The sequence below is a fragment of the Yersinia alsatica genome (assembly GCF_025133195.1).
GTDB classification, from domain to species: Bacteria; Pseudomonadota; Gammaproteobacteria; order Enterobacterales; family Enterobacteriaceae; genus Yersinia; species Yersinia alsatica.
Window position 1 is genome coordinate 2,545,373 of the sequence record NZ_CP104006.1, and the last position, 18,800, is coordinate 2,564,172.

Below are 18,800 nucleotides of genomic sequence, written 5' to 3' on the forward strand. Positions count from 1 at the left end.
GTTATTATATATACCTAAAGTACTTGAGGCGTATGCTTCAGATTACTCAGGTGTAACGCTAATACGAAACGGTGCCTATAATGGCACCGTTTTTATTTTGTTCTTCGCCTCGACTACCTACCCAGATCAAATCTAGCTACATCAAAACGCTCTCCCTTCATGAGTAAAACCCCATTTATTTAAGATACATCCCGCATTTCTAAGATTGTTTTTGCAACAAGGCAAAACTGTTCGCGAACCTGCTCTGAACACTCACTATTCATGCTGGTTGTATTGCCCACTCCCATAGAGAATCCGTGTCTTACCCAGAGAGGTTCGGATGGCAATAAGCTTATCTGAGCGTCATAGAATGGATGGATTAATATCACTTTATCAATTGATCATGCCGCAATAGCTATTGTTGCCGGCCTTCTGCCCCTGGTTTTTCTGCCGCAGCTTCCTGGAGCGGCAGCCATAAGCGCATTTCTGGTGTTGGGTGGTTTGTTATGGATGAGTGGTAATGCTTATTGCCAATGTCTTACATTGGCCCTGATTAGCTTTGCATGGGGTGTTTGGCATGGAGATAAAGCATTGATGCAGATTGAGCTTTTGACTCAAGGGGAGCAGCAAGTCGTTGGTACAATCAATAGCTCACATTTGGCCTGGAAGGATGACAACAAAGTCCTGCTTGGTATTCAACAGGTTAATGGTCAGAGAGTTTTCCCGCCGATTAGCGTTGCGCTAAAGTGGCAAAAGGATCTTAGCTACTGTGCGGGGCAGCAGTGGAAACTTCGCCTAAAGATGCGAGGTGTCCACAGTTTACTCAATGAAGGGGGTTTTGATAGCCAACGTTGGGCAATAGCCAATCACCGTCCGCTGCAAGGGCGAGTCATTCACGCTCAAGTACTTGATGCCCGCTGTAATACTCGCCAGCAGGTTATCCGGGCTGTTGAGCAGCAACTTGAACCCTACAGTCAACGAGGAATATTGCTGGCGCTGGCTTTTGGTGAAAGACGTCAACTAGACTCTCAGCTCTGGGCTCTTCTACGTGACACCGGCACGGCACATCTGATGGCAATTTCAGGTTTGCACATTGCAATGGCGGCACTGTTTGGCGGCGCTCTGGCCCGGTGTGTGCAGCTTTTCCTTCCTGTTAGCGGGATTCGGCCACTGTTTCCGTTGTTGATAGGCTGGCTGGTGGCAATGATTTATGTTTGGTTGGCTGGGGCCAATCCACCTGCGGTCAGGGCTGCCATAGCATTAACGCTATGGTCATTGCTTCGACTAGCTGGCGTGTCATGTAGTGCCTGGCAAGTGTGGTTATGGGCATTGGCGCTAATTTTACTCAGCGACCCACTCGCAGTACTTTCAGACAGTTTCTGGCTCTCTTGTCTGGCAGTCTTCAGCCTAATATGTTGGTTCTACTGGATGCCACTTTCATCGCGTTTTAAAACGAGTAGGTATGGAGGGCCAATCCGTTGGTTTCATTTGCAATTGGGTATGATGCTGCTGTTGATGCCATTGCAAATAGGTCTATTCCATGGCATCAGTTTATTTTCGATACCAGCCAATTTATGGGCGGTCCCTGTTGTTTCCTTCATGACTGTTCCAAGTGTTCTATTGGCGCTGATTTTTACGCTACTTCCTACTATTGCCGCAGTGTTTTGGTCATTGGCTGATATGTCGCTAGCGGCAGTGCTTTCGCCCCTTCACTATTTGAGCACTGGTTGGCTATATGTCGGTACGACATCCATTGCTTTGGGATACGGAGGTTGGCTGCTCATGCTGGTCTGGCGCTTCCAGTGGTGGCGTAATTACCCTATTGGAATCATAGTTCTTTGCGTTAATTTGATATTGCTCACACAACGACGTGATGAATACCGCTGGCGTGTTGATATGTTGGATATCGGTCATGGTTTGGCGATGGTAATTGAACGCGACCGAAAAGCCATTATCTTCGATACAGGTAACCGCTGGGCAACGGGTAGCATGGCCTCAATGGTTATCCTGCCTTATTTACGCTGGCGTGGCATTACCGTGGAGCAGATTATCCTTAGTCATGATCATCTGGATCATACTGGAGGATTAGCTGAACTTCGTGCTGCTTTTCCACTGGCGACGGTTCGCGCGCCATTCCCTCTAGAGGGCGATGTCAGTGTGTTGCCCTGTAAGCAAGGGGAGCAATGGCAGTGGCAAGGTTTGAATTTCGAGGTTTTATGGCCTGAGGCACAGGTGGTTAATGCTCAAAATGATGATTCGTGTGTTATTCGTATCGATGATGGCAAATACCGCTTATTGCTGACCGGTGACCTTGAAATGAAGGGGGAGCGGCAGTTGGTCAAATATTCTCGTCCAAAGCTAGCCTCAACACTGATACAGGTTCCTCATCATGGGAGCAATACCTCTTCAACTGCGCCTTTCTTACGGGCGGTGAAGCCGGAGTTGGCACTGACTTCTGTTGCACGCTATAACCAATGGCATCTTCCTGCCAAAAAAGTGATTCAGCGCTATCAAAAAAATAGCATTATTTGGCGTGATACCTCGGTATCTGGACAACTAAGTGTGTATTTTTACAGCGATAGTTGGCAAATTAATGGCTATCGGGAACAATTAATGCCACGTTGGTACCACCAGCAATTTGGCGTTAGGGGTCATAATGAGTAGAATGGGCCGCTATTTCTTCTGGTGCTGGTATTTGCATGATGAATGATAAAGATCTATCCACTTGGCAGACGTTCCGTCGCCTCTGGCCAATGATCTCTCCTTTTAAGACCGGTCTTGTGGTGGCGGCGATAGCATTGATCCTTAATGCTGCCAGTGACACCTTTATGTTGTCATTGCTAAAGCCATTGTTAGACGATGGTTTTGGTAAAGCGAACAGCTCAATTTTAAAATGGATGCCTCTGGCGGTAATCGGTTTGATGGTTGTCCGTGGTGTCACTGGCTTTGTTTCAAGCTATTGCATCTCCTGGGTCTCAGGCAAAGTGGTGATGCATATCCGTCGCCGCTTATTCAGCCATATGATGGGAATGCCGGTTTCATTTTTTGATCAGCAATCAACGGGTACTCTGTTATCCCGTATAACCTATGACTCCGAGCAGGTCGCGGCATCTTCTTCTGGCGCATTGGTTACTGTAGTGCGGGAAGGGGCTTCGATTATCGGCTTGTTCATTATGATGTTTTACTACAGCTGGCAGTTGTCGCTGATTTTAATCGTCATCGCACCGATTGTTTCGGTTTCTATCCGTTTGGTCTCAAAGCGTTTTCGTAATATTAGTAAAAATATGCAAAGCACGATGGGGGAAGTGACCACCAGTGCAGAACAAATGCTTAAAGGGCACAAAGAGGTGTTGATCTTTGGTGGCCAGAAAGTTGAAACCGAGCGTTTTGAGACGGTCAGTAACCGCATGCGTCAGCAGGGGATGAAGCTGGTTTCAGCCTCTTCTATTTCCGACCCAATTATTCAGTTGATCGCCTCTTTTGCCTTGGCGTTTGTGCTCTATGCAGCAAGCTTCCCAAGTGTGATGGAAACCCTGACCGCCGGTACGATTACGGTGGTGTTCTCCGCCATGATTGCACTGATGCGCCCATTGAAGTCACTCACCAATGTGAATGCCCAATTCCAGCGCGGTATGGCGGCTTGCCAGACGCTATTCACTATTCTGGATATGGAGCAGGAAAAGGACGATGGCAAACTGGAAGTTGAACGCGCGAAAGGTGAAATAGAATTCCGCCATGTGACTTTCTACTATCCGGGCAAAGACACCCCAGCACTGAATGATATTAATATGCACATTGAAGCGGGTAAAACCGTGGCATTGGTAGGGCGTTCAGGTTCAGGTAAGTCAACTATCGCTAATTTACTTACCCGTTTCTACGATGTGAGTGAAGGCAGCATCCTGATGGATGGTCATGACTTACGTGACTATCGGTTGGGCTCCCTACGTAATCAGGTTGCGCTGGTATCGCAAAACGTACATCTGTTCAATGATACTGTTGCTAATAACATCGCTTATGCCCGTGATGAGCAATACAGCCGCGCTGAAATTGAAGAAGCTGCCCGCATGGCTTATGCCATGGACTTTATCAATAAAATGGAAAATGGCCTGGACACCGTGATTGGTGAAAACGGCGTGATGCTTTCTGGTGGTCAACGTCAACGTATTGCCATTGCGCGAGCGCTATTGCGAGATTGCCCAATATTGATTCTGGATGAAGCGACCTCGGCATTGGATACCGAATCTGAGCGGGCGATCCAATCTGCATTGGATGAGTTACAGAAAAACCGCACTTCACTGGTTATTGCGCATCGCTTGTCCACCATTGAAAAAGCGGATGAGATCTTGGTGATTGAAGATGGGCGCATTGTCGAACGCGGTGTACATGCAGAATTGCTGGCGAAAAAGGGTGCTTATGCCCAACTTAACCGTATGCAGTTTGGCCAATGATTGAGCGTATTTGGTCTGGGAAGTCGTGGCTGTATTTATTACTGCTACCGCTATCTTGGCTCTATGGTGCAATCACCTGGCTTATTCGTACCAGCTATACTCTGGGGCTGCGTTCAGCTTGGCGCTCCCCAGTGCCGGTTATTATTGTTGGTAATCTTACCGCTGGCGGTAATGGTAAGACGCCAGTGGTTATCTGGCTGGTGGAACACCTACAACTGCGGGGTTACCGTGTTGGTGTGGTGTCCCGTGGTTATGGCGGTAAGTCGGATGTCTATCCGTTGCTACTCTCCAATGAAATCACAACGGCTCAGGCAGGTGATGAGCCGGTGCTGATTTTTCAGCGCACTGGTGCGCCAGTGGCCGTTTCTCCTAAACGTTCTGAGGCTGTAAAAACCTTACTGAAATATCACGAGCTGGATTTCATCATCACAGATGATGGTTTACAACATTATGCATTGCAGCGCGATTTTGAGCTGGTGGTGATTGATGGTGTGCGGCGTTTCGGTAATGGCTGGTGGCTTCCTGCTGGTCCAATGCGGGAGCGGGCAGGGCGACTTCGCTCTGTCGATGCAGTGATAACTAATGGCGGTCTGGCAGCTGTGGGTGAAATCCCCATGCAGTTGGTGGCATGCGACGCGATTAATTTGGTAACAGGTGAACGCCTACCCGCACAGCAATTGCACCATGTCGTCGCTATGGCGGGAATCGGTCATCCGCCCCGTTTTTTTGCCACACTGAGTTCATTAGGTATTGAGCCTAAAAATGAATATGCTTTTGCAGACCATCAGGATTATTCATTGGCTCAACTTAGCCCACTGACTTCGGGGCCACAGATATTACTCATGACCGAAAAAGATGCCGTCAAATGCCGGGCTTTTGCTCAGCCTAACTGGTGGTATCTGCCAGTCGATGCACAGTTACCGCCTGATCAGGCTGAACAATTACTGCTGAAAATTCAGGCACTCCCTCGCCATTCGGTATCATCCAATTTATAAACTCAGAGTCGGCAATTGTAAGGCTGCTGCACATGCAGCCAACGAACGTTGCTGGGTTTCTTCATACAATTGCAGTTCATCAATGACCTCAACCCCTAAATCACGCTGAAAATTCTGTTTACTGGAGTGTCCGGTAAAATGACTCTGGCCTTTATCCCCTAAATTTGATTGGAAAATCCCTGCGGCACTGACAGGTAAAAAATCCTCATAAACCAAAGGTTCATATTGGATGATAGCGGCGCTAATTAGTTGTTCTAAAGTCAGATCTTGGATTGATGCCGCAGAAATATGGAGGCCTTTCTCGGTAGGGAAATAACGGAAAAAGGCGAGTTTCTCTGCGCGCATTGTCGGGTAATCATCAGGGAATTGGCTGAATTGCTCACAAAGGAGAGTTTTATATTGCTCAGCATTTTTCTCATTCGCAGGCACCTGTAATTGATCTTGGGCTGCCTGTAACAAGTGGTCATAAAGGGAGCGGCCTTTGGCGGTCAGTGCAGCACCGCGCTGTTCTATCTCGCCGAAGCGGGCAGTGTGATGCCCTTGAACTCTCTGGCCATCAGTGGATATAAAGGCGACTTTTTCTTCCAATGCCTTAAAGCTGGTTTGCCGCAATAGTATCGGGCAGTGGCGTGGCGGCGGCCCTTCGATCACCGCCTTGGGGGTAATATGGTGCTCTGGCATCGCTGTTTGCACGGCATCTATATTTAACGTTCGTGGGGTCAGGTGATTAATATGGGGCCCTTTGAAAGCAACTACATCAGCAATTAAGCGATGCTGATCATGAAGTTGCTGGTAAACCTCGGCACTGACAGTGGCTTGGCTATGCCAGCGGAATGTTTCCAAGGCCTGAGTAATAAAATCAGTCGCTTCATTATCCGTTAGCCCACCCGCAGTTTCATACTTTGCAATTAACTCAATGGCACGTGGGGTGAAAATATCTCTTTTCGCAAGAATATCAGCAGCTTGCTGTCTCAGCTCAGGTTGTTCAATCAGCTCTAGACGTAATAGTGAAGTGAAAACCCGGAAAGGGCTGACCTGCAATGAGGCTTCATGCACGGCGCGAAATGCCGTGGAGTGAACCGGTACTCCGGCTGGAGCCAGGTCATAATAACCAACAGGAACCATACCCATGACGGCAAATAAACGGCGCAAGGTAGCAAGTTCGGCGGCCGTTCCCACCCGGATAGCGCCATGACGCTCCATATTTAACCGCTCAATCTCCCCTGTTTGGCGCAAATGACGAGTCAGTTCTGGTTGCTGTTCCATGGTCTGGGTGTTTATTTCGGCAACCAATTGCAATAAGGCCCCGTATAGCGGGACTTCGGCCTGATACATATCCGACATAGCGCGGGAGAATCTGGCACGTATTTCATCGGGCTGAACAAAGGATGGCTGGGTCGTCATCAGGTGGCTCCTATTGGCCTATTGCAGCGCAAATTGCCGGGTGGTTACTGTATGCTCAATTTTTATTTTAGTTTGATATCGTTAAGTTAGGGAGTAACCAGCGGAGAATATTGGTTTTTTATGCGTGACATCTCATTGATGCTGCAGCTGGATGTATTTTCCCAGATAAAATGATTGCATGATTATATTTTTTGTGAGTAAATAGCCGCCGGCCTGTGATACAGACCTATTTATGTGTAAGAGTGTACGAGAGTAAAGCAAAGCAGTTCCTCCCAAGACGTTATCTTTTTGATGCCGCTTCAAAGACGAACCTCCTAGTATCTCCGATAAGTAACTCCCATAAGTAATGTTTCTGATGCAGACCCGCTATTGCCAATAGCGTAGAGTGCCTTATGGCAGATTTATTAGTATTTGTATTTGATAGTAAAGGTAAAAGTTATGTCTAAGAAAACTGGTCAGGTTAAGTGGTTCAACGAAGCTAAAGGTTTTGGTTTTATTGAACAGCATGATGGCGGTAACGATGTGTTTGTTCACTTCTCCGCAATCGCAACTGATGGGTTCAAAACTTTGGCTGAAGGCCAACGTGTTGAGTACACCATCCAAGACAGCCCGCGCGGGCCGGCTGCCGCAAACGTTATTGCTCTGTAATTCAGAATTATAATGTTTGAATTATCTTGGAAATTGATGATGCCGATGTGCTAATCATCTATCCGGATAGCAAAATTCTAAAACCCGCATTTATGCGGGTTTTTTCATACAATCAAGCTCATAGAGGTTTAATCAGAAAACTTTAGGATGGGCAACTGCATCTAAACAATAAATAAAAATGAGTTGTTAGGATGCCCAGTAAAAGGAAATTTATTATGACGTTAAAAATGGGTCGCGTGAAATGGTTCAACCAGTCCGAAGGTTACGGTTTCATTTCTCCACATGATGGTAGTTTGGATGTGTATGTCAGCAAGACAGCCATTGCCAACACCAAAAATAAATCACTGAGTGAAGGGCAGGACGTTGAATTCTCTACATATCGTAGTATTCACGGGCCGTCAGCCGCTGATGTGATCGCTTTCTAAAAAAACGGCTACCCAAGGGTAGCCGTTTTTTTTACTCTTCTGACTGGACGCCGTAGCGCCAATTATTTTGAGTCGTTGTTGCCTCTGTTCGATATTAACTTCATCGCCGGGCTATTTTGCAGGTGCTGCTATTTGTATTTTTGCGGCTTAGTTGCTGAAGTTAGCAAACAGCGCAATAATTTTATGGAATACTTTCATTTCTTACTCGATGCACATAATTGTGTGATGTCAGTCACAAAATAATACTCCTCGATATTCAACATATCAATAACAAAACCAACATTTACCACCCCAATTGCCGAGAGTATTTACTTATATTAATGCTGCTTAACATAACTGCTTGTTATTAACCGTGGATATCAATGACGGCATCGGCGCAGTTAACCTGCAACTGTGGATATGATATCCTCGACCACTTTCCTGCTGGCTAAACTCCATTCTGGAGGATGTATGGACCACCGTTTACTCGAAATCGTTGCCTGCCCGGTCTGCAACGGCAAGTTGTACTTCAATAAAGAAAACCTTGAGCTGGTATGTAAAGCTGACAATCTGGCTTACCCGGTGCGTGACGGCATTCCGGTATTGTTGGAGAACGAAGCCCGCCCACTGTCAATTGATGAGAAGCACGCATGAGTTTCCTTGCTATAATTCCCGCCCGCTATGCATCAACCCGTCTACCCGGTAAGCCACTGGCTGATATTGCTGGCAAACCTATGGTTGTTCATGTGATGGAGCAAGCGCTGGCGTCAGGTGCCTCTCGGGTGATTGTGGCAACAGACCATCCAGAAGTGGTGAAAGCTGTTGAAGCAGCAGGGGGCGAGGTGTGCCTGACTCGAGCTGATCATCAGTCTGGTACCGAGCGCTTAGCCGAAGTTATCGAGCGTTATAATTTTGCTGATGATGACATTATCGTCAATGTACAGGGCGATGAGCCACTGATACCGCCGGTGATTATTCGCCAGGTTGCTGATAATTTGGCCGCCTCTAGCGCGGGTATGGCAACACTAGCTGTACCGATTGCAAGCAGCGAAGAAGCGTTTAATCCAAACGCGGTGAAAGTTGTTATGGATGCTCAGGGTTATGCGCTCTATTTTTCCCGTGCGGCAATCCCATGGGAGAGAGAGCGTTTTGCTCAATCCAAAGACACCATTGGTGACTGTTTCTTACGTCATATTGGTATCTATGCTTATCGCGCCGGTTTTATTCGCCGCTATGTTAATTGGGCACCCAGCAAACTGGAACAAATCGAATTATTAGAGCAACTTCGCGTGCTGTGGTACGGCGAGAAAATCCATGTTGCCGTGGCAAAAGCTGTGCCGGCGGTTGGGGTGGATACTCAAGAAGATTTGGACCGAGTTCGGGCGATTATGCTCAATCAGTAATGCAATAATCATCGTTAGAACTCCAACGGCAGGCTCATTAGATCCTGCCGTTGCTATTTTATAGCCGATGGTTTGATTTTTATTATGGATGTTATTTGATCTGGGTTCTGGAAATATCCAGCCCACCATCTCATTATGAAGAATCCCTATAGTCAGATAATCGGAAGAGCCTTATGGAACAGCTGAAAGCTGAGTTGAGTGTCGTGCTTGGGGAGTCTATTACCCGCCTTGAACGTATCAGCGAGCAGCCCTATGCCCATCTGTATGCAATGTATAATCAGCAGGGGCAGGCCATCCCATTGTTGGCGAAAAGTTATGTTTGTCAGGGGATTGCGCAGCAAGAGGCATATAAACTGTCAATGTTGTCGCGTGAGGGCGATATCCGCCTGCCGACAGTGTATGGCTTAGTCATGACCCACCAATCCCCGTATAAAGAAATTCTGCTAATGGAGCGTTTACGTGGGGTTTCAGTGGAAGCGCCAACCCGGACCGGCGAACGCTGGGATGCTCTGATGGATCAGATAGTTGAAGGTGTATTAGCCTGGCACCGCATTGATAGCCATGGTTGTGTGGGTAACGTTGATAGCACACAGGAAAATAATTGGTTCAGTTGGTATCAGCAACGCGTCGAAGTATTGTGGGCCACACTATCTAATATGAATTCACCGGTCATGACCTTGGAAGACCGCGCGGTACTTTATCGTGCTCGGGCCTCCTTAAGTGCACTTTTCGCCGGTTTTGACGACAGTTCAGTGCTGGTGCACGGCAATCTCACCTTACGCAGTATGCTGAAAGATGCGCGCAGCGATCAGTTATTAGCGATGCTGAATCCCGGCCCGATATTATGGGCGCCACGCGAGTATGATTTATTCCGACTCAGTGAAGAGGGAATGCCGAGCCAACTATTTTATCGTTATCTCAATAAAGCGCCGGTTTCTGAATCCTTTGTTGCCCGCCGTTGGCTCTATACCCTGTGGGAATTGGTATCTCGTTTTATTCATACCGGCAATTTAGACCGTGCCTTATTTGATAATGCGGCCCGGCAACTTTTACCTTGGTTAGATTAAATATCCCATTATCTCTTTCAATTTTCTGGCGGGTTATTTTCAGTTAATTTCTGCCAGATTAGCCCCAATGTTTCATACCAGGCCCGCTCGGAATGGCCAAGATATACGGCGGCCGGAATGCTGCGCTCCCAGCTATGCAGTGGGGTGGTAATAGCTAACTGATTGGCCGGCGCCGGGATGGGATGCAGCCCTTTGGCGGCGAAGAATTTCATCGCCCGTGGCAAATGGCTGGCGGAAGTCACCAACAAAAACGGCTTATCACCGACCAAGCCCGCCACTGCAGCGGCTTCTTCCACCGTATCTTTGGGCTGCTCTAACGCAATAATATTCTCGGCTGGGACACCTAAACTTTCAGCAACCTGTGCCGCGGTTCTTGCGCTGCTTTGACTATTGGGGCCAGCGCCGCCAGTAAACACCATTTTTGCATTGGGATGAGCACGATATAGCCGGATCCCTTCGGTGACACGCGGCAAACTATTTGCGAATAAATTCGCACTTGGCGGCCAATTCGGATTAAACGTGTAGCCGCCACCAAGGACAACAATGTAATCTACCGGGTCGTTTCCCTGATAAGTCGCGTACTGTTTTTCCAGCGGTAATAGCAGGCGATCCGCGATAGGTTGCAGGCTAATAAGCAATAATATCAGCCAACTTAATGCAAAAAGCGTTTTGCCACTTTTCTGCCAGCGAGTAAACCACAATAAGATGAGTGCCAATCCCATAAGGATTAGCACCAAAGGCAGTGGCATTAATAAGCCACCGACAAATTTTTTTAGGGTAAAAAGCATAAAAACAGGCACCTTTTGGCTGAAAAATCGGCATTTGGTGATGATTATGGGTCAAGAAGATTTATTCTAAGTCAGGCTGTGCCAAAATAGCAGGTTGGTAGTCATTCTTTTTGCTGTAGCCATTGATTTGTACGTCTCTACCAAGGCGGGTAAATCAATAGTTATATTGATGATGGTGGAACAGTTATCTATGCAGGATCGCAATTTCGATGATATTGCCGAGAAGTTTTCCCGCAATATCTACGGCACGACGAAAGGCATGATTCGTCAGGCGGTGGTTTGGCAAGATATCACCGGGCTATTAGCGCAGTTACCGCAACGCCCGCTACGGATTTTAGATGCTGGTGGTGGTGAAGGGCACATGGCTTGCCAACTGGCAGCATTAGGTCATCAGGTTCTATTATGTGACCTGTCTGCTGAGATGATCCAGCGTGCTAAAGTTGCGGCTGAAGAAAAAGGTGTGAGCCACAACATGCAATTTGTACAAAGTGCGGCGCAGGACATCACCCAACATTTAGAACAGCCAGTTGATCTGATATTGTTCCATGCGGTTTTAGAATGGATTGCAGAGCCTCAACAAGTTCTGCAAATACTTTTTAATGCGCTAAAACCCGGTGGCGCGCTTTCATTGATGTTTTTCAATGCCAATGGGTTGGTGATGCGTAATGCGGTATTGGGTAACTTTCAGTTGGCAATACCGGGTGTCAAAAGGCGCCGACAGCGCTCGCTGTCACCGCAATATCCTTTAGACCCACCGACGGTATATGGTTGGCTTGAGCAAATGGGATTAACCATTAGCGGTAAGACGGGAGTGCGGGTGTTTCACGATTACATGAAAAATAAACAGCAACAAGTCGATGAGTTTGCTGAATTATTGGCGTTGGAACAGCGCTATTGCCGGCAGGAGCCCTTTATCAGCTTGGGGCGCTACGTGCATGTCATGGCGTTTAAGCCGAATCTGAAGGACCCATTATGAGTGAATTTTCCCAGACAGTACCCGAACTGGTCGCCTGGGCGCGAAAAAATGATTTTTCGATTACTCTGCCAACGGAGCGTCTGGCCTTTCTTATGGCTATTGCTACCCTAAACGGTGAGCGGCTGGACGGCGAAATGAGCGAAGGGGAGTTGGTTGATGCATTTCGTCACGTCAGTAAAGGTTTTGAACAGACCACCGAAACCGTGGCAGTGCGCGCCAATAATGCCATCAATGACATGGTGCGCCAGCGTTTACTGAACCGCTTTACCAGTGAAATGGCCGACGGTAATGCTATTTACCGCCTGACTCCATTGGGTATTGGTATTACAGATTATTATATCCGCCAGCGCGAGTTCTCGACTCTGCGCTTGTCGATGCAGTTGTCGATTGTGGCGCAAGAGCTGCAACGTGCAGCCGAAGCGGCAGAAGAGGACGGTGATGAATTCCACTGGCACCGAAATGTGTTTGCCCCGCTCAAATATTCAGTAGCTGAAATCTTTGACAGTATTGATATGACGCAGCGCTTGATGGATGAACAGCAGCATAGCGTGAAGGAAGACATCGCCGCATTGCTGAATCAAGACTGGCGTGCCGCCATTGCCAGCTGCGAAATGTTGCTGTCAGAAACCTCCGGTACACTGCGAGAATTACAAGATACGCTGGAAGCGGCGGGTGATAAGCTTCAGGCGAATTTATTGCGAATTCAGGAAGCCACCATCGGCAATGCTGGTCTGGAGCTAGTTGATAAGCTGGTCTTTGATCTGCAAAGCAAACTTGACCGCATTATCAGTTGGGGTCAGCAGGCCATTGACCTGTGGATTGGTTATGACCGCCATGTACACAAGTTTATCCGTACTGCGATTGATATGGATAAAAACCGGGTATTCGCCCAGCGTTTGCGCCAATCAGTGCAAAATTATTTTGATAGCCCTTGGGCTCTTACCTACGCCAACGCCGATCGCTTGCTGGATATGCGCGATGAAGAGTTGGCATTGCGTAGTGAAGAGGTTACCGGGGAGCTGCCACCGGATCTGGAATTTGAAGAGTTTAATGAGATCCGTGAGCAGCTAGCCGCCATGATTGAGCAGGCATTGCTGGTTTATCAGCAGCAAAAACTGCCACTTAATCTGGGGGAAGTGATGCGCGATTACCTCGCGCAATATCCGCGTGCTCGTCATTTCGACGTGGCTCGTATCCTGGTCGACCAGGCAGTTCGCCTTGGTGTGGCCGAAGCCGATTTCTCAGGGTTACCAGCTGAATGGTTGGCAATCAATGATTACGGAGCCAAGGTGCAGGCACATGTCATCAACAAATATTGAAGTAGTAATGCCGGTTAAACTGGCTCAGGCATTGGCCAACTCACTGTTTCCGGCACTCGATAGCCAGCTGCGCGCTGGCCGTCATATCGGTATTGATGAGCTGGATAATCATGCCTTCCTGATGGATTTTCAGGAATATTTAGAAGAGTTTTATACCCGTTATAACGTGGAATTAATCCGTGCACCGGAAGGTTTCTTCTATTTACGCCCGCGTTCTACCACCCTTATCCCGCGTTCAGTGTTATCTGAGCTGGATATGATGGTTGGCAAAATTCTCTGTTATCTCTATCTCAGCCCAGAGCGCTTGGCCCATGAAGGCATTTTTGCGCAGCATGAGCTGTATGAAGAGCTGCTGAGTCTGGCCGATGAGAGCAAATTGCTGAAATTCGTTAATCAGCGCTCGACCGGTTCAGATTTAGATAAACAGAAATTGCAGGAAAAAGTACGAACGTCACTCAACCGGCTACGTCGCTTGGGAATGATCTACTTTATGGGCAATGACAGTAGCAAATTCCGTATCACTGAGGCGGTATTCCGCTTTGGTGCCGATGTGCGTAGTGGCGATGATCCACGCGAAGCCCAGTTACGCATGATCCGTGATGGTGAAGCCATGGCGGTAGAGAATAGTCTGTCACTCCATGATGAAACCGATATCACCATGGGTAATGCAACGGACAGTGCAGAGGATGAACAGGAATGATTGAACGCGGTAAGTTTCGCTCACTGACCTTGGTTAACTGGAATGGTTTCTTTGCCCGGACATTCGATCTTGATGAGCTGGTCACCACATTATCCGGTGGCAATGGTTCAGGGAAATCCACCACCATGGCGGCTTTCGTTACCGCACTGATCCCCGACCTGACGCTGCTGCATTTTCGTAACACCACCGAAGCTGGGGCGACCAGTGGTTCCCGTGATAAAGGTTTGCACGGTAAATTGCGCGCCGGGGTGTGTTATTCCACCTTAGATGTGGTCAACTCTCGCCATCAGCGAGTGGTGGTTGGGGTCCGTCTGCAACAAGTTGCCGGGCGTGACCGCAAAGTGGATATCAAGCCTTTTACTATCCAAGGATTGCCAACCGCCATTCAACCGACCGAAATTCTCACTGAAGTGGTCGGTGAACGTCAGGCGCGGGTGTTGTCATTGCAAGAGTTGAAAGAGCGCGTCGAAGCAATGGAGGGGGTGCAGTTTAAACAATTTAACTCCATCACTGATTACCACGCCTTGATGTTCGATTTGGGAGTGATTCCGAAGCGTTTACGCTCCTCAGCCGACCGCAGTAAATTCTATCGTTTGATTGAAGCCTCTCTGTACGGTGGTATCTCCAGCGCCATTACCCGTTCCCTGCGCGACTATTTATTGCCGGAAAACAGCGGGGTACGAAAAGCCTTCCAGGATATGGAGTCGGCGTTGCGTGAAAACCGCATGACTTTGGAGGCGATTCGCGTTACTCAGTCTGACCGCGACCTGTTTAAGCATCTGATCTCAGAAGCGACTTCATATGTTGCTGCTGACTATATGCGTCATGCCAATGAGCGGCGTATTCACCTTGATGGCGCGTTAGTATTGCGCCGCGATTTGCTGGCGAGCCGCAAGCAACTGGTGACCGAGCAGTATCGGCATGTTGAAATGTCGCGCGAATTGGCAGAGCAAAGTGGGGCAGAATCTGATCTCGAGACTGACTACCAAGCGGCCAGCGACCATCTGAGTTTGGTGCAGACAGCCATGCGTCAGCAGGAAAAAATCGAGCGCTATCAGAGTGATCTGGAAGAGCTGACTTACCGGCTGGAAGAGCAAAACGAAGTTGTTGCCGAGTCAAGCGAGCAGCAAGCTGATAATGAAGCGCGAGCTGAAGCCGCAGAGCTGGAAGTGGACGAACTGAAAAGTCAGTTAGCCGATTATCAGCAAGCGCTGGATGTGCAGCAGACGCGAGCTATTCAATATCAACAAGCATTACAGGCTCTGGAACGTGCGCGTGCCTTGTGCCAGTTACCAGAATTAACAGCTGATAATGCTGACGAGTGGCTGGAAACTTTTCAGGCCAAAGAGCAAGAAGCCACCGAGTCTTTATTGCAGCTTGAACAAAAACTGAGTGTTGCCGATGCGGCGCACAGCCAATTTGAGCAAGCTTATCAGCTGGTGGTGGCGATTGCCGGTCAAGTCAGCCGCAGTGAAGCTTGGCAGACCGCGCGTGAATTATTACGTGATTGGCCGTCTCAGCAACATTTGGCTGAGCGCGTTCAGCCCTTGCGCCTGCGTTTGTCCGAATTGGAACAGCGCTTGCGTGCCCAGCAAGATGCCGAGCGTTTATTACAGGAGTTCTGCAAACGTCAGGGGCAGGAGTATCAGCCGGAAGAGCTGGAAGAGTTGCAGCGCGAGCTGGAATCGCAGGTTGAAGAGCTGTCTCTCAGTGTCAGTGATGCCGGGGAGCGGCGCATGGAAATGCGTCAGGAACTGGAGCAACTGAAGCAGAAAATTCAGCAACTGACTGCGCGAGCTCCGGTTTGGCTGGCGGCACAAGATGCGCTGAGCCAACTCAGTGAGCAAAGTGGCGAAGCACTGGAAGACAGCCGTCAGGTTACTGAGCACATGCAGCAGTTGCTGGAGCGTGAGCGTGAAACCACGGTCGAGCGCGATGAAGTGGCAGCGACTAAACGCGCCATTGATGCCCAAATCGAGCGGCTGAGCCAGCCTAGTGGTGCTGAAGATGCGCGGATGATTGCGTTGGCTGAACGTTTTGGCGGCGTGCTGTTATCCGAGATTTATGACGATGTAACCATCGACGATGCACCATATTTCTCTGCATTATATGGCCCATCGCGCCACGGTATCGTGGTGCCAGACTTGTCATTGGTGCGTGACCAATTGCAGGGGCTGGAAGATTGTCCGGAAGATCTCTATCTCATCGAAGGGGACCCGCAGTCATTTGATGACAGCGTATTTGCCGTCGAAGAGCATGAAAAAGCGGTAGTGGTGAAAATTGCCGATCGCCAATGGCGTTATTCTCGCTACCCGGAAGTGCCACTGTTTGGCCGTGCCGCCCGTGAAAACCGGCTGGAATCACTGTATCAAGAGCGCGATAGCTTGGCAGAACGCTATGCGACGTTGTCTTTTGATGTGCAAAAAACGCAGCGCCTGCATCAAGCATTCAGCCGTTTTATCGGCTCTCATCTGGCTGTGGCATTTGATTCTGATCCCGAAGCTGAAATTCGCCTGCTGAATACTCGCCGTGGTGAAATTGAGCGCGCCCTGAGTGCACATGAAGATCAAAATCAGCAACAACGTCAGCAGTTTGAACAGGCTAAAGAGGGTATTTCAGCCCTTAACCGCCTGATTCCGCTGGTTTCATTGTTACTTGATGATACGTTGACTGACCGGGTAGAAGAGACAACCGAGGAGCTGGCAGAAGCACAGGAAGCCGCGCGTCATATACAAAAACACGGCGCTTCACTGACCAAACTCGAGCCGCTGTTAGCGGTGCTGCAAAGTGATCCACAACAGCACGAACAGCTGCAAGAAAACTACCTACTGGCACAAAACAGCCAGCGTCAGGCGAAGCAGCAAGCTTTCGCATTGACTGAAGTGGTGCAGCGCCGCGCACACTTTAGCTATACCGACTCAGCAGGCATGCTGACTGAAAATTCAGACCTCAACGATAAGTTGCGCCAGCGCTTAGAGCAGGCCGAAGCCGAGCGTACCCGCGCCCGCGAACAGCTGCGTCAGTATCAGGCCCAATTTACGCAATACAATCAGGTGCTGGCATCATTAAAAAGTTCTTATGATGCCAAACGTGACATGCTCAAAGAGTTGAGTCAGGAGCTGGTGGATATTGGTGTTCAGGCTGATCCTGATGCTGAAGCCCGCGCCCGTACTCGCCGTGATGAACTGCATGCCGCATTGAGTGCCAATCGCTCACGCCGTAATCAGTTAGAAAAGCAGCTGACTTTCTGCGAAGCCGAAATGGACAGCTTGCAGAAGAAACTGCGCAAGCTGGAGCGGGATTATCATCAGATTCGCGAGCAAGTGGTTAATGCTAAAGCGGGCTGGTGTGCAGTGATGCGCATGGTGAAGGATAATGGTGTTGAGCGCCGCTTACATCGTCGGGAACTGGCCTATATGGATGGCGACGAACTGCGCTCAATGTCGGATAAGGCGCTCGGGGCGCTGCGTTTGGCGGTAGCCGATAATGAACATCTGCGTGATGTGCTGCGGTTATCAGAAGATCCAAAGCGACCTGAACGCAAAATTCAGTTCTATATTGCGGTGTACCAGCATCTGCGTGAACGTATTCGTCAGGATATTATCCGTACTGATGACCCAGTGGAAGCCATTGAACAAATGGAGATTGAGCTGGGCCGTCTGACCGAAGAACTGACTGCCCGTGAACAGAAACTGGCGATCAGTTCAAAAAGCGTGTCGAATATCATCCGCAAAACCATTCAGCGCGAACAGAATCGTATTCGGATGCTGAATCAGGGTCTGCAAGCGGTGTCATTCGGTCAGGTGAAGAGTGTGCGGCTGAATGTGAATGTGCGTGAAGCCCATGCAACCTTGCTTGATGTGCTATCTGAGCAGCAAGAGCAGCATCAGGACCTGTTCAACAGTAATCGCCTGACCTTCTCTGAAGCACTGGCAAAACTCTATCAGCGCCTGAACCCACAAATGGATATGGGGCAGCGTTTGCCGCAAACCATTGGTGAAGAGTTACTGGATTATCGTAACTATCTGGAACTGGAAGTTGAGGTTTACCGCGGTGCGGATGGTTGGTTACGGGCAGAGAGTGGGGCATTATCAACCGGTGAGGCTATCGGTACCGGGATGTCTATTCTGGTGATGGTTGTTCAGAGTTGGGAAGAAGAATCTCGTCGTTTACGTGGCAAAGATATTTCGCCATGCCGTTTACTGTTCTTGGATGAGGCCGCGCGTCTGGATGCAAAATCCATCGCGACATTATTCGAACTGTGCGAGCGACTAGAAATGCAGTTAATTATTGCTGCACCAGAAAATATTAGTCCAGAAAAAGGGACAACCTATAAACTGGTACGAAAAGTCTTCCAAAATCATGAACATGTACATGTGGTTGGTTTACGCGGTTTTGCGAATGAAATTCCAACTCTGCCCTCAAAACCTGTTGAACAGCAGCAACCCGGTTAATTATCGTTCAGCAAAAAGGTGAATAATAATTAATTCCATTTAATGGCCGTCTAGCGGCCATTTTTATTTTTTGCTACAGCTGAGGGTTATATTCTATAACCAGAGAAAATCTGTTAGCGTAACGTAAATGGCTAAATTTTTAATATTGGCCGCCCAGTAGGATTTCTGTTTGTATAATAATGTTAATACCCAAAGATAGTGGTATTGCAGTTGAT

General features: G+C 48.6%; 14 protein-coding genes. 12 read left to right on the forward strand and 2 right to left on the reverse strand.

The genetic code is table 11. From position 1 onward, the window contains the following. Positions 1 to 357: 357 nt before the first annotated feature. Genes N0H69_RS11230 through lpxK form a run of 3 tightly spaced genes read left to right on the forward strand, consistent with a single transcriptional unit; the run spans position 358 to position 5,422 of the window. Entirely contained in the window at positions 358 to 2,643 is a 2,286-nt protein-coding gene (locus tag N0H69_RS11230) for a ComEC family protein (RefSeq protein WP_050151057.1), read from the forward strand. A 35-nt stretch (positions 2,644 to 2,678) separates the two neighbouring features. Beyond that, a complete protein-coding gene (gene msbA, locus N0H69_RS11235) occupies positions 2,679 to 4,427 on the forward strand; it encodes a lipid A ABC transporter ATP-binding protein/permease MsbA (protein WP_050106310.1) in 1,749 nt (582 codons plus the stop codon). Then, positions 4,424 to 5,422, forward strand: a complete 999-nt coding sequence (gene lpxK / locus N0H69_RS11240) for a tetraacyldisaccharide 4'-kinase (protein WP_050151058.1) — start codon at positions 4,424 to 4,426, stop codon at positions 5,420 to 5,422. The genes msbA and lpxK overlap by 4 nt, the downstream gene beginning before the upstream one ends. Here lpxK and hglS read toward each other — a convergent pair. After that, entirely contained in the window at positions 5,417 to 6,826 is a 1,410-nt protein-coding gene (hglS, locus tag N0H69_RS11245) for a 2-oxoadipate dioxygenase/decarboxylase HglS (protein ID WP_050151059.1), read from the reverse strand. The two genes, lpxK and hglS, sit on opposite strands and share 6 nt — an antisense overlap. Positions 6,827 to 7,264: 438 nt before the next feature. Between hglS and cspE the strand changes: the two genes are divergently transcribed. The 5 genes from cspE (at position 7,265) to N0H69_RS11270 (ending at position 10,348) form a co-directional block, all read left to right on the forward strand. Beyond that, a complete protein-coding gene (cspE, locus tag N0H69_RS11250; RefSeq protein ID WP_050106313.1) occupies positions 7,265 to 7,474 on the forward strand; it encodes a transcription antiterminator/RNA stability regulator CspE in 210 nt (69 codons plus the stop codon). Positions 7,475 to 7,689: 215 nt separating this feature from the next. Further along, on the forward strand, positions 7,690 to 7,899 hold the full coding sequence (locus N0H69_RS11255; protein ID WP_005159937.1) for a cold-shock protein: 210 nt from the start codon (positions 7,690 to 7,692) through the stop codon (positions 7,897 to 7,899). Positions 7,900 to 8,349: 450 nt separating this feature from the next. After that, the gene (locus N0H69_RS11260) at positions 8,350 to 8,532 is read left to right on the forward strand and encodes a Trm112 family protein (protein ID WP_004700032.1); all 183 of its coding nucleotides are present in this window, start codon (positions 8,350 to 8,352) and stop codon (positions 8,530 to 8,532) included. Continuing rightward, positions 8,529 to 9,281 (forward strand): 3-deoxy-manno-octulosonate cytidylyltransferase, encoded by a 753-nt coding sequence (gene kdsB, locus N0H69_RS11265; RefSeq protein WP_050151060.1) that lies wholly within the window; start codon positions 8,529 to 8,531, stop codon positions 9,279 to 9,281. Before N0H69_RS11260 ends, kdsB begins: the two co-directional genes overlap by 4 nt. Positions 9,282 to 9,454: 173 nt before the next feature. After that, positions 9,455 to 10,348, forward strand: coding sequence for a YcbJ family phosphotransferase (locus N0H69_RS11270; RefSeq protein WP_050106315.1), 894 nt, complete (start codon positions 9,455 to 9,457; stop codon positions 10,346 to 10,348). Positions 10,349 to 10,365: 17 nt separating this feature from the next. On the opposite strand, the gene elyC is transcribed toward N0H69_RS11270, so the two are convergent. After that, positions 10,366 to 11,136 carry an envelope biogenesis factor ElyC gene (gene elyC, locus N0H69_RS11275; protein ID WP_050151061.1) on the reverse strand — a complete coding sequence of 257 codons (771 nt, stop codon included), beginning with the start codon at positions 11,134 to 11,136 and terminating at the stop codon, positions 10,366 to 10,368. A 190-nt stretch (positions 11,137 to 11,326) separates the two neighbouring features. On the opposite strand from elyC, the gene cmoM reads away from it, so the two are divergent. From cmoM to mukB, 4 genes are read left to right on the forward strand one after another with little or no spacing between them, the layout of a single operon-like run. Further along, positions 11,327 to 12,112, forward strand: a complete 786-nt coding sequence (gene cmoM / locus N0H69_RS11280; protein WP_032911336.1) for a tRNA uridine 5-oxyacetic acid(34) methyltransferase CmoM — start codon at positions 11,327 to 11,329, stop codon at positions 12,110 to 12,112. Next, entirely contained in the window at positions 12,109 to 13,431 is a 1,323-nt protein-coding gene (gene mukF / locus N0H69_RS11285; protein WP_050106317.1) for a chromosome partition protein MukF, read from the forward strand. Before cmoM ends, mukF begins: the two co-directional genes overlap by 4 nt. Then, a complete protein-coding gene (gene mukE / locus N0H69_RS11290; RefSeq protein WP_050151062.1) occupies positions 13,412 to 14,131 on the forward strand; it encodes a chromosome partition protein MukE in 720 nt (239 codons plus the stop codon). The genes mukF and mukE overlap by 20 nt, the downstream gene beginning before the upstream one ends. Then, entirely contained in the window at positions 14,128 to 18,585 is a 4,458-nt protein-coding gene (mukB, locus tag N0H69_RS11295; RefSeq protein WP_050133059.1) for a chromosome partition protein MukB, read from the forward strand. Before mukE ends, mukB begins: the two co-directional genes overlap by 4 nt. Positions 18,586 to 18,800 lie beyond the last annotated feature (215 nt).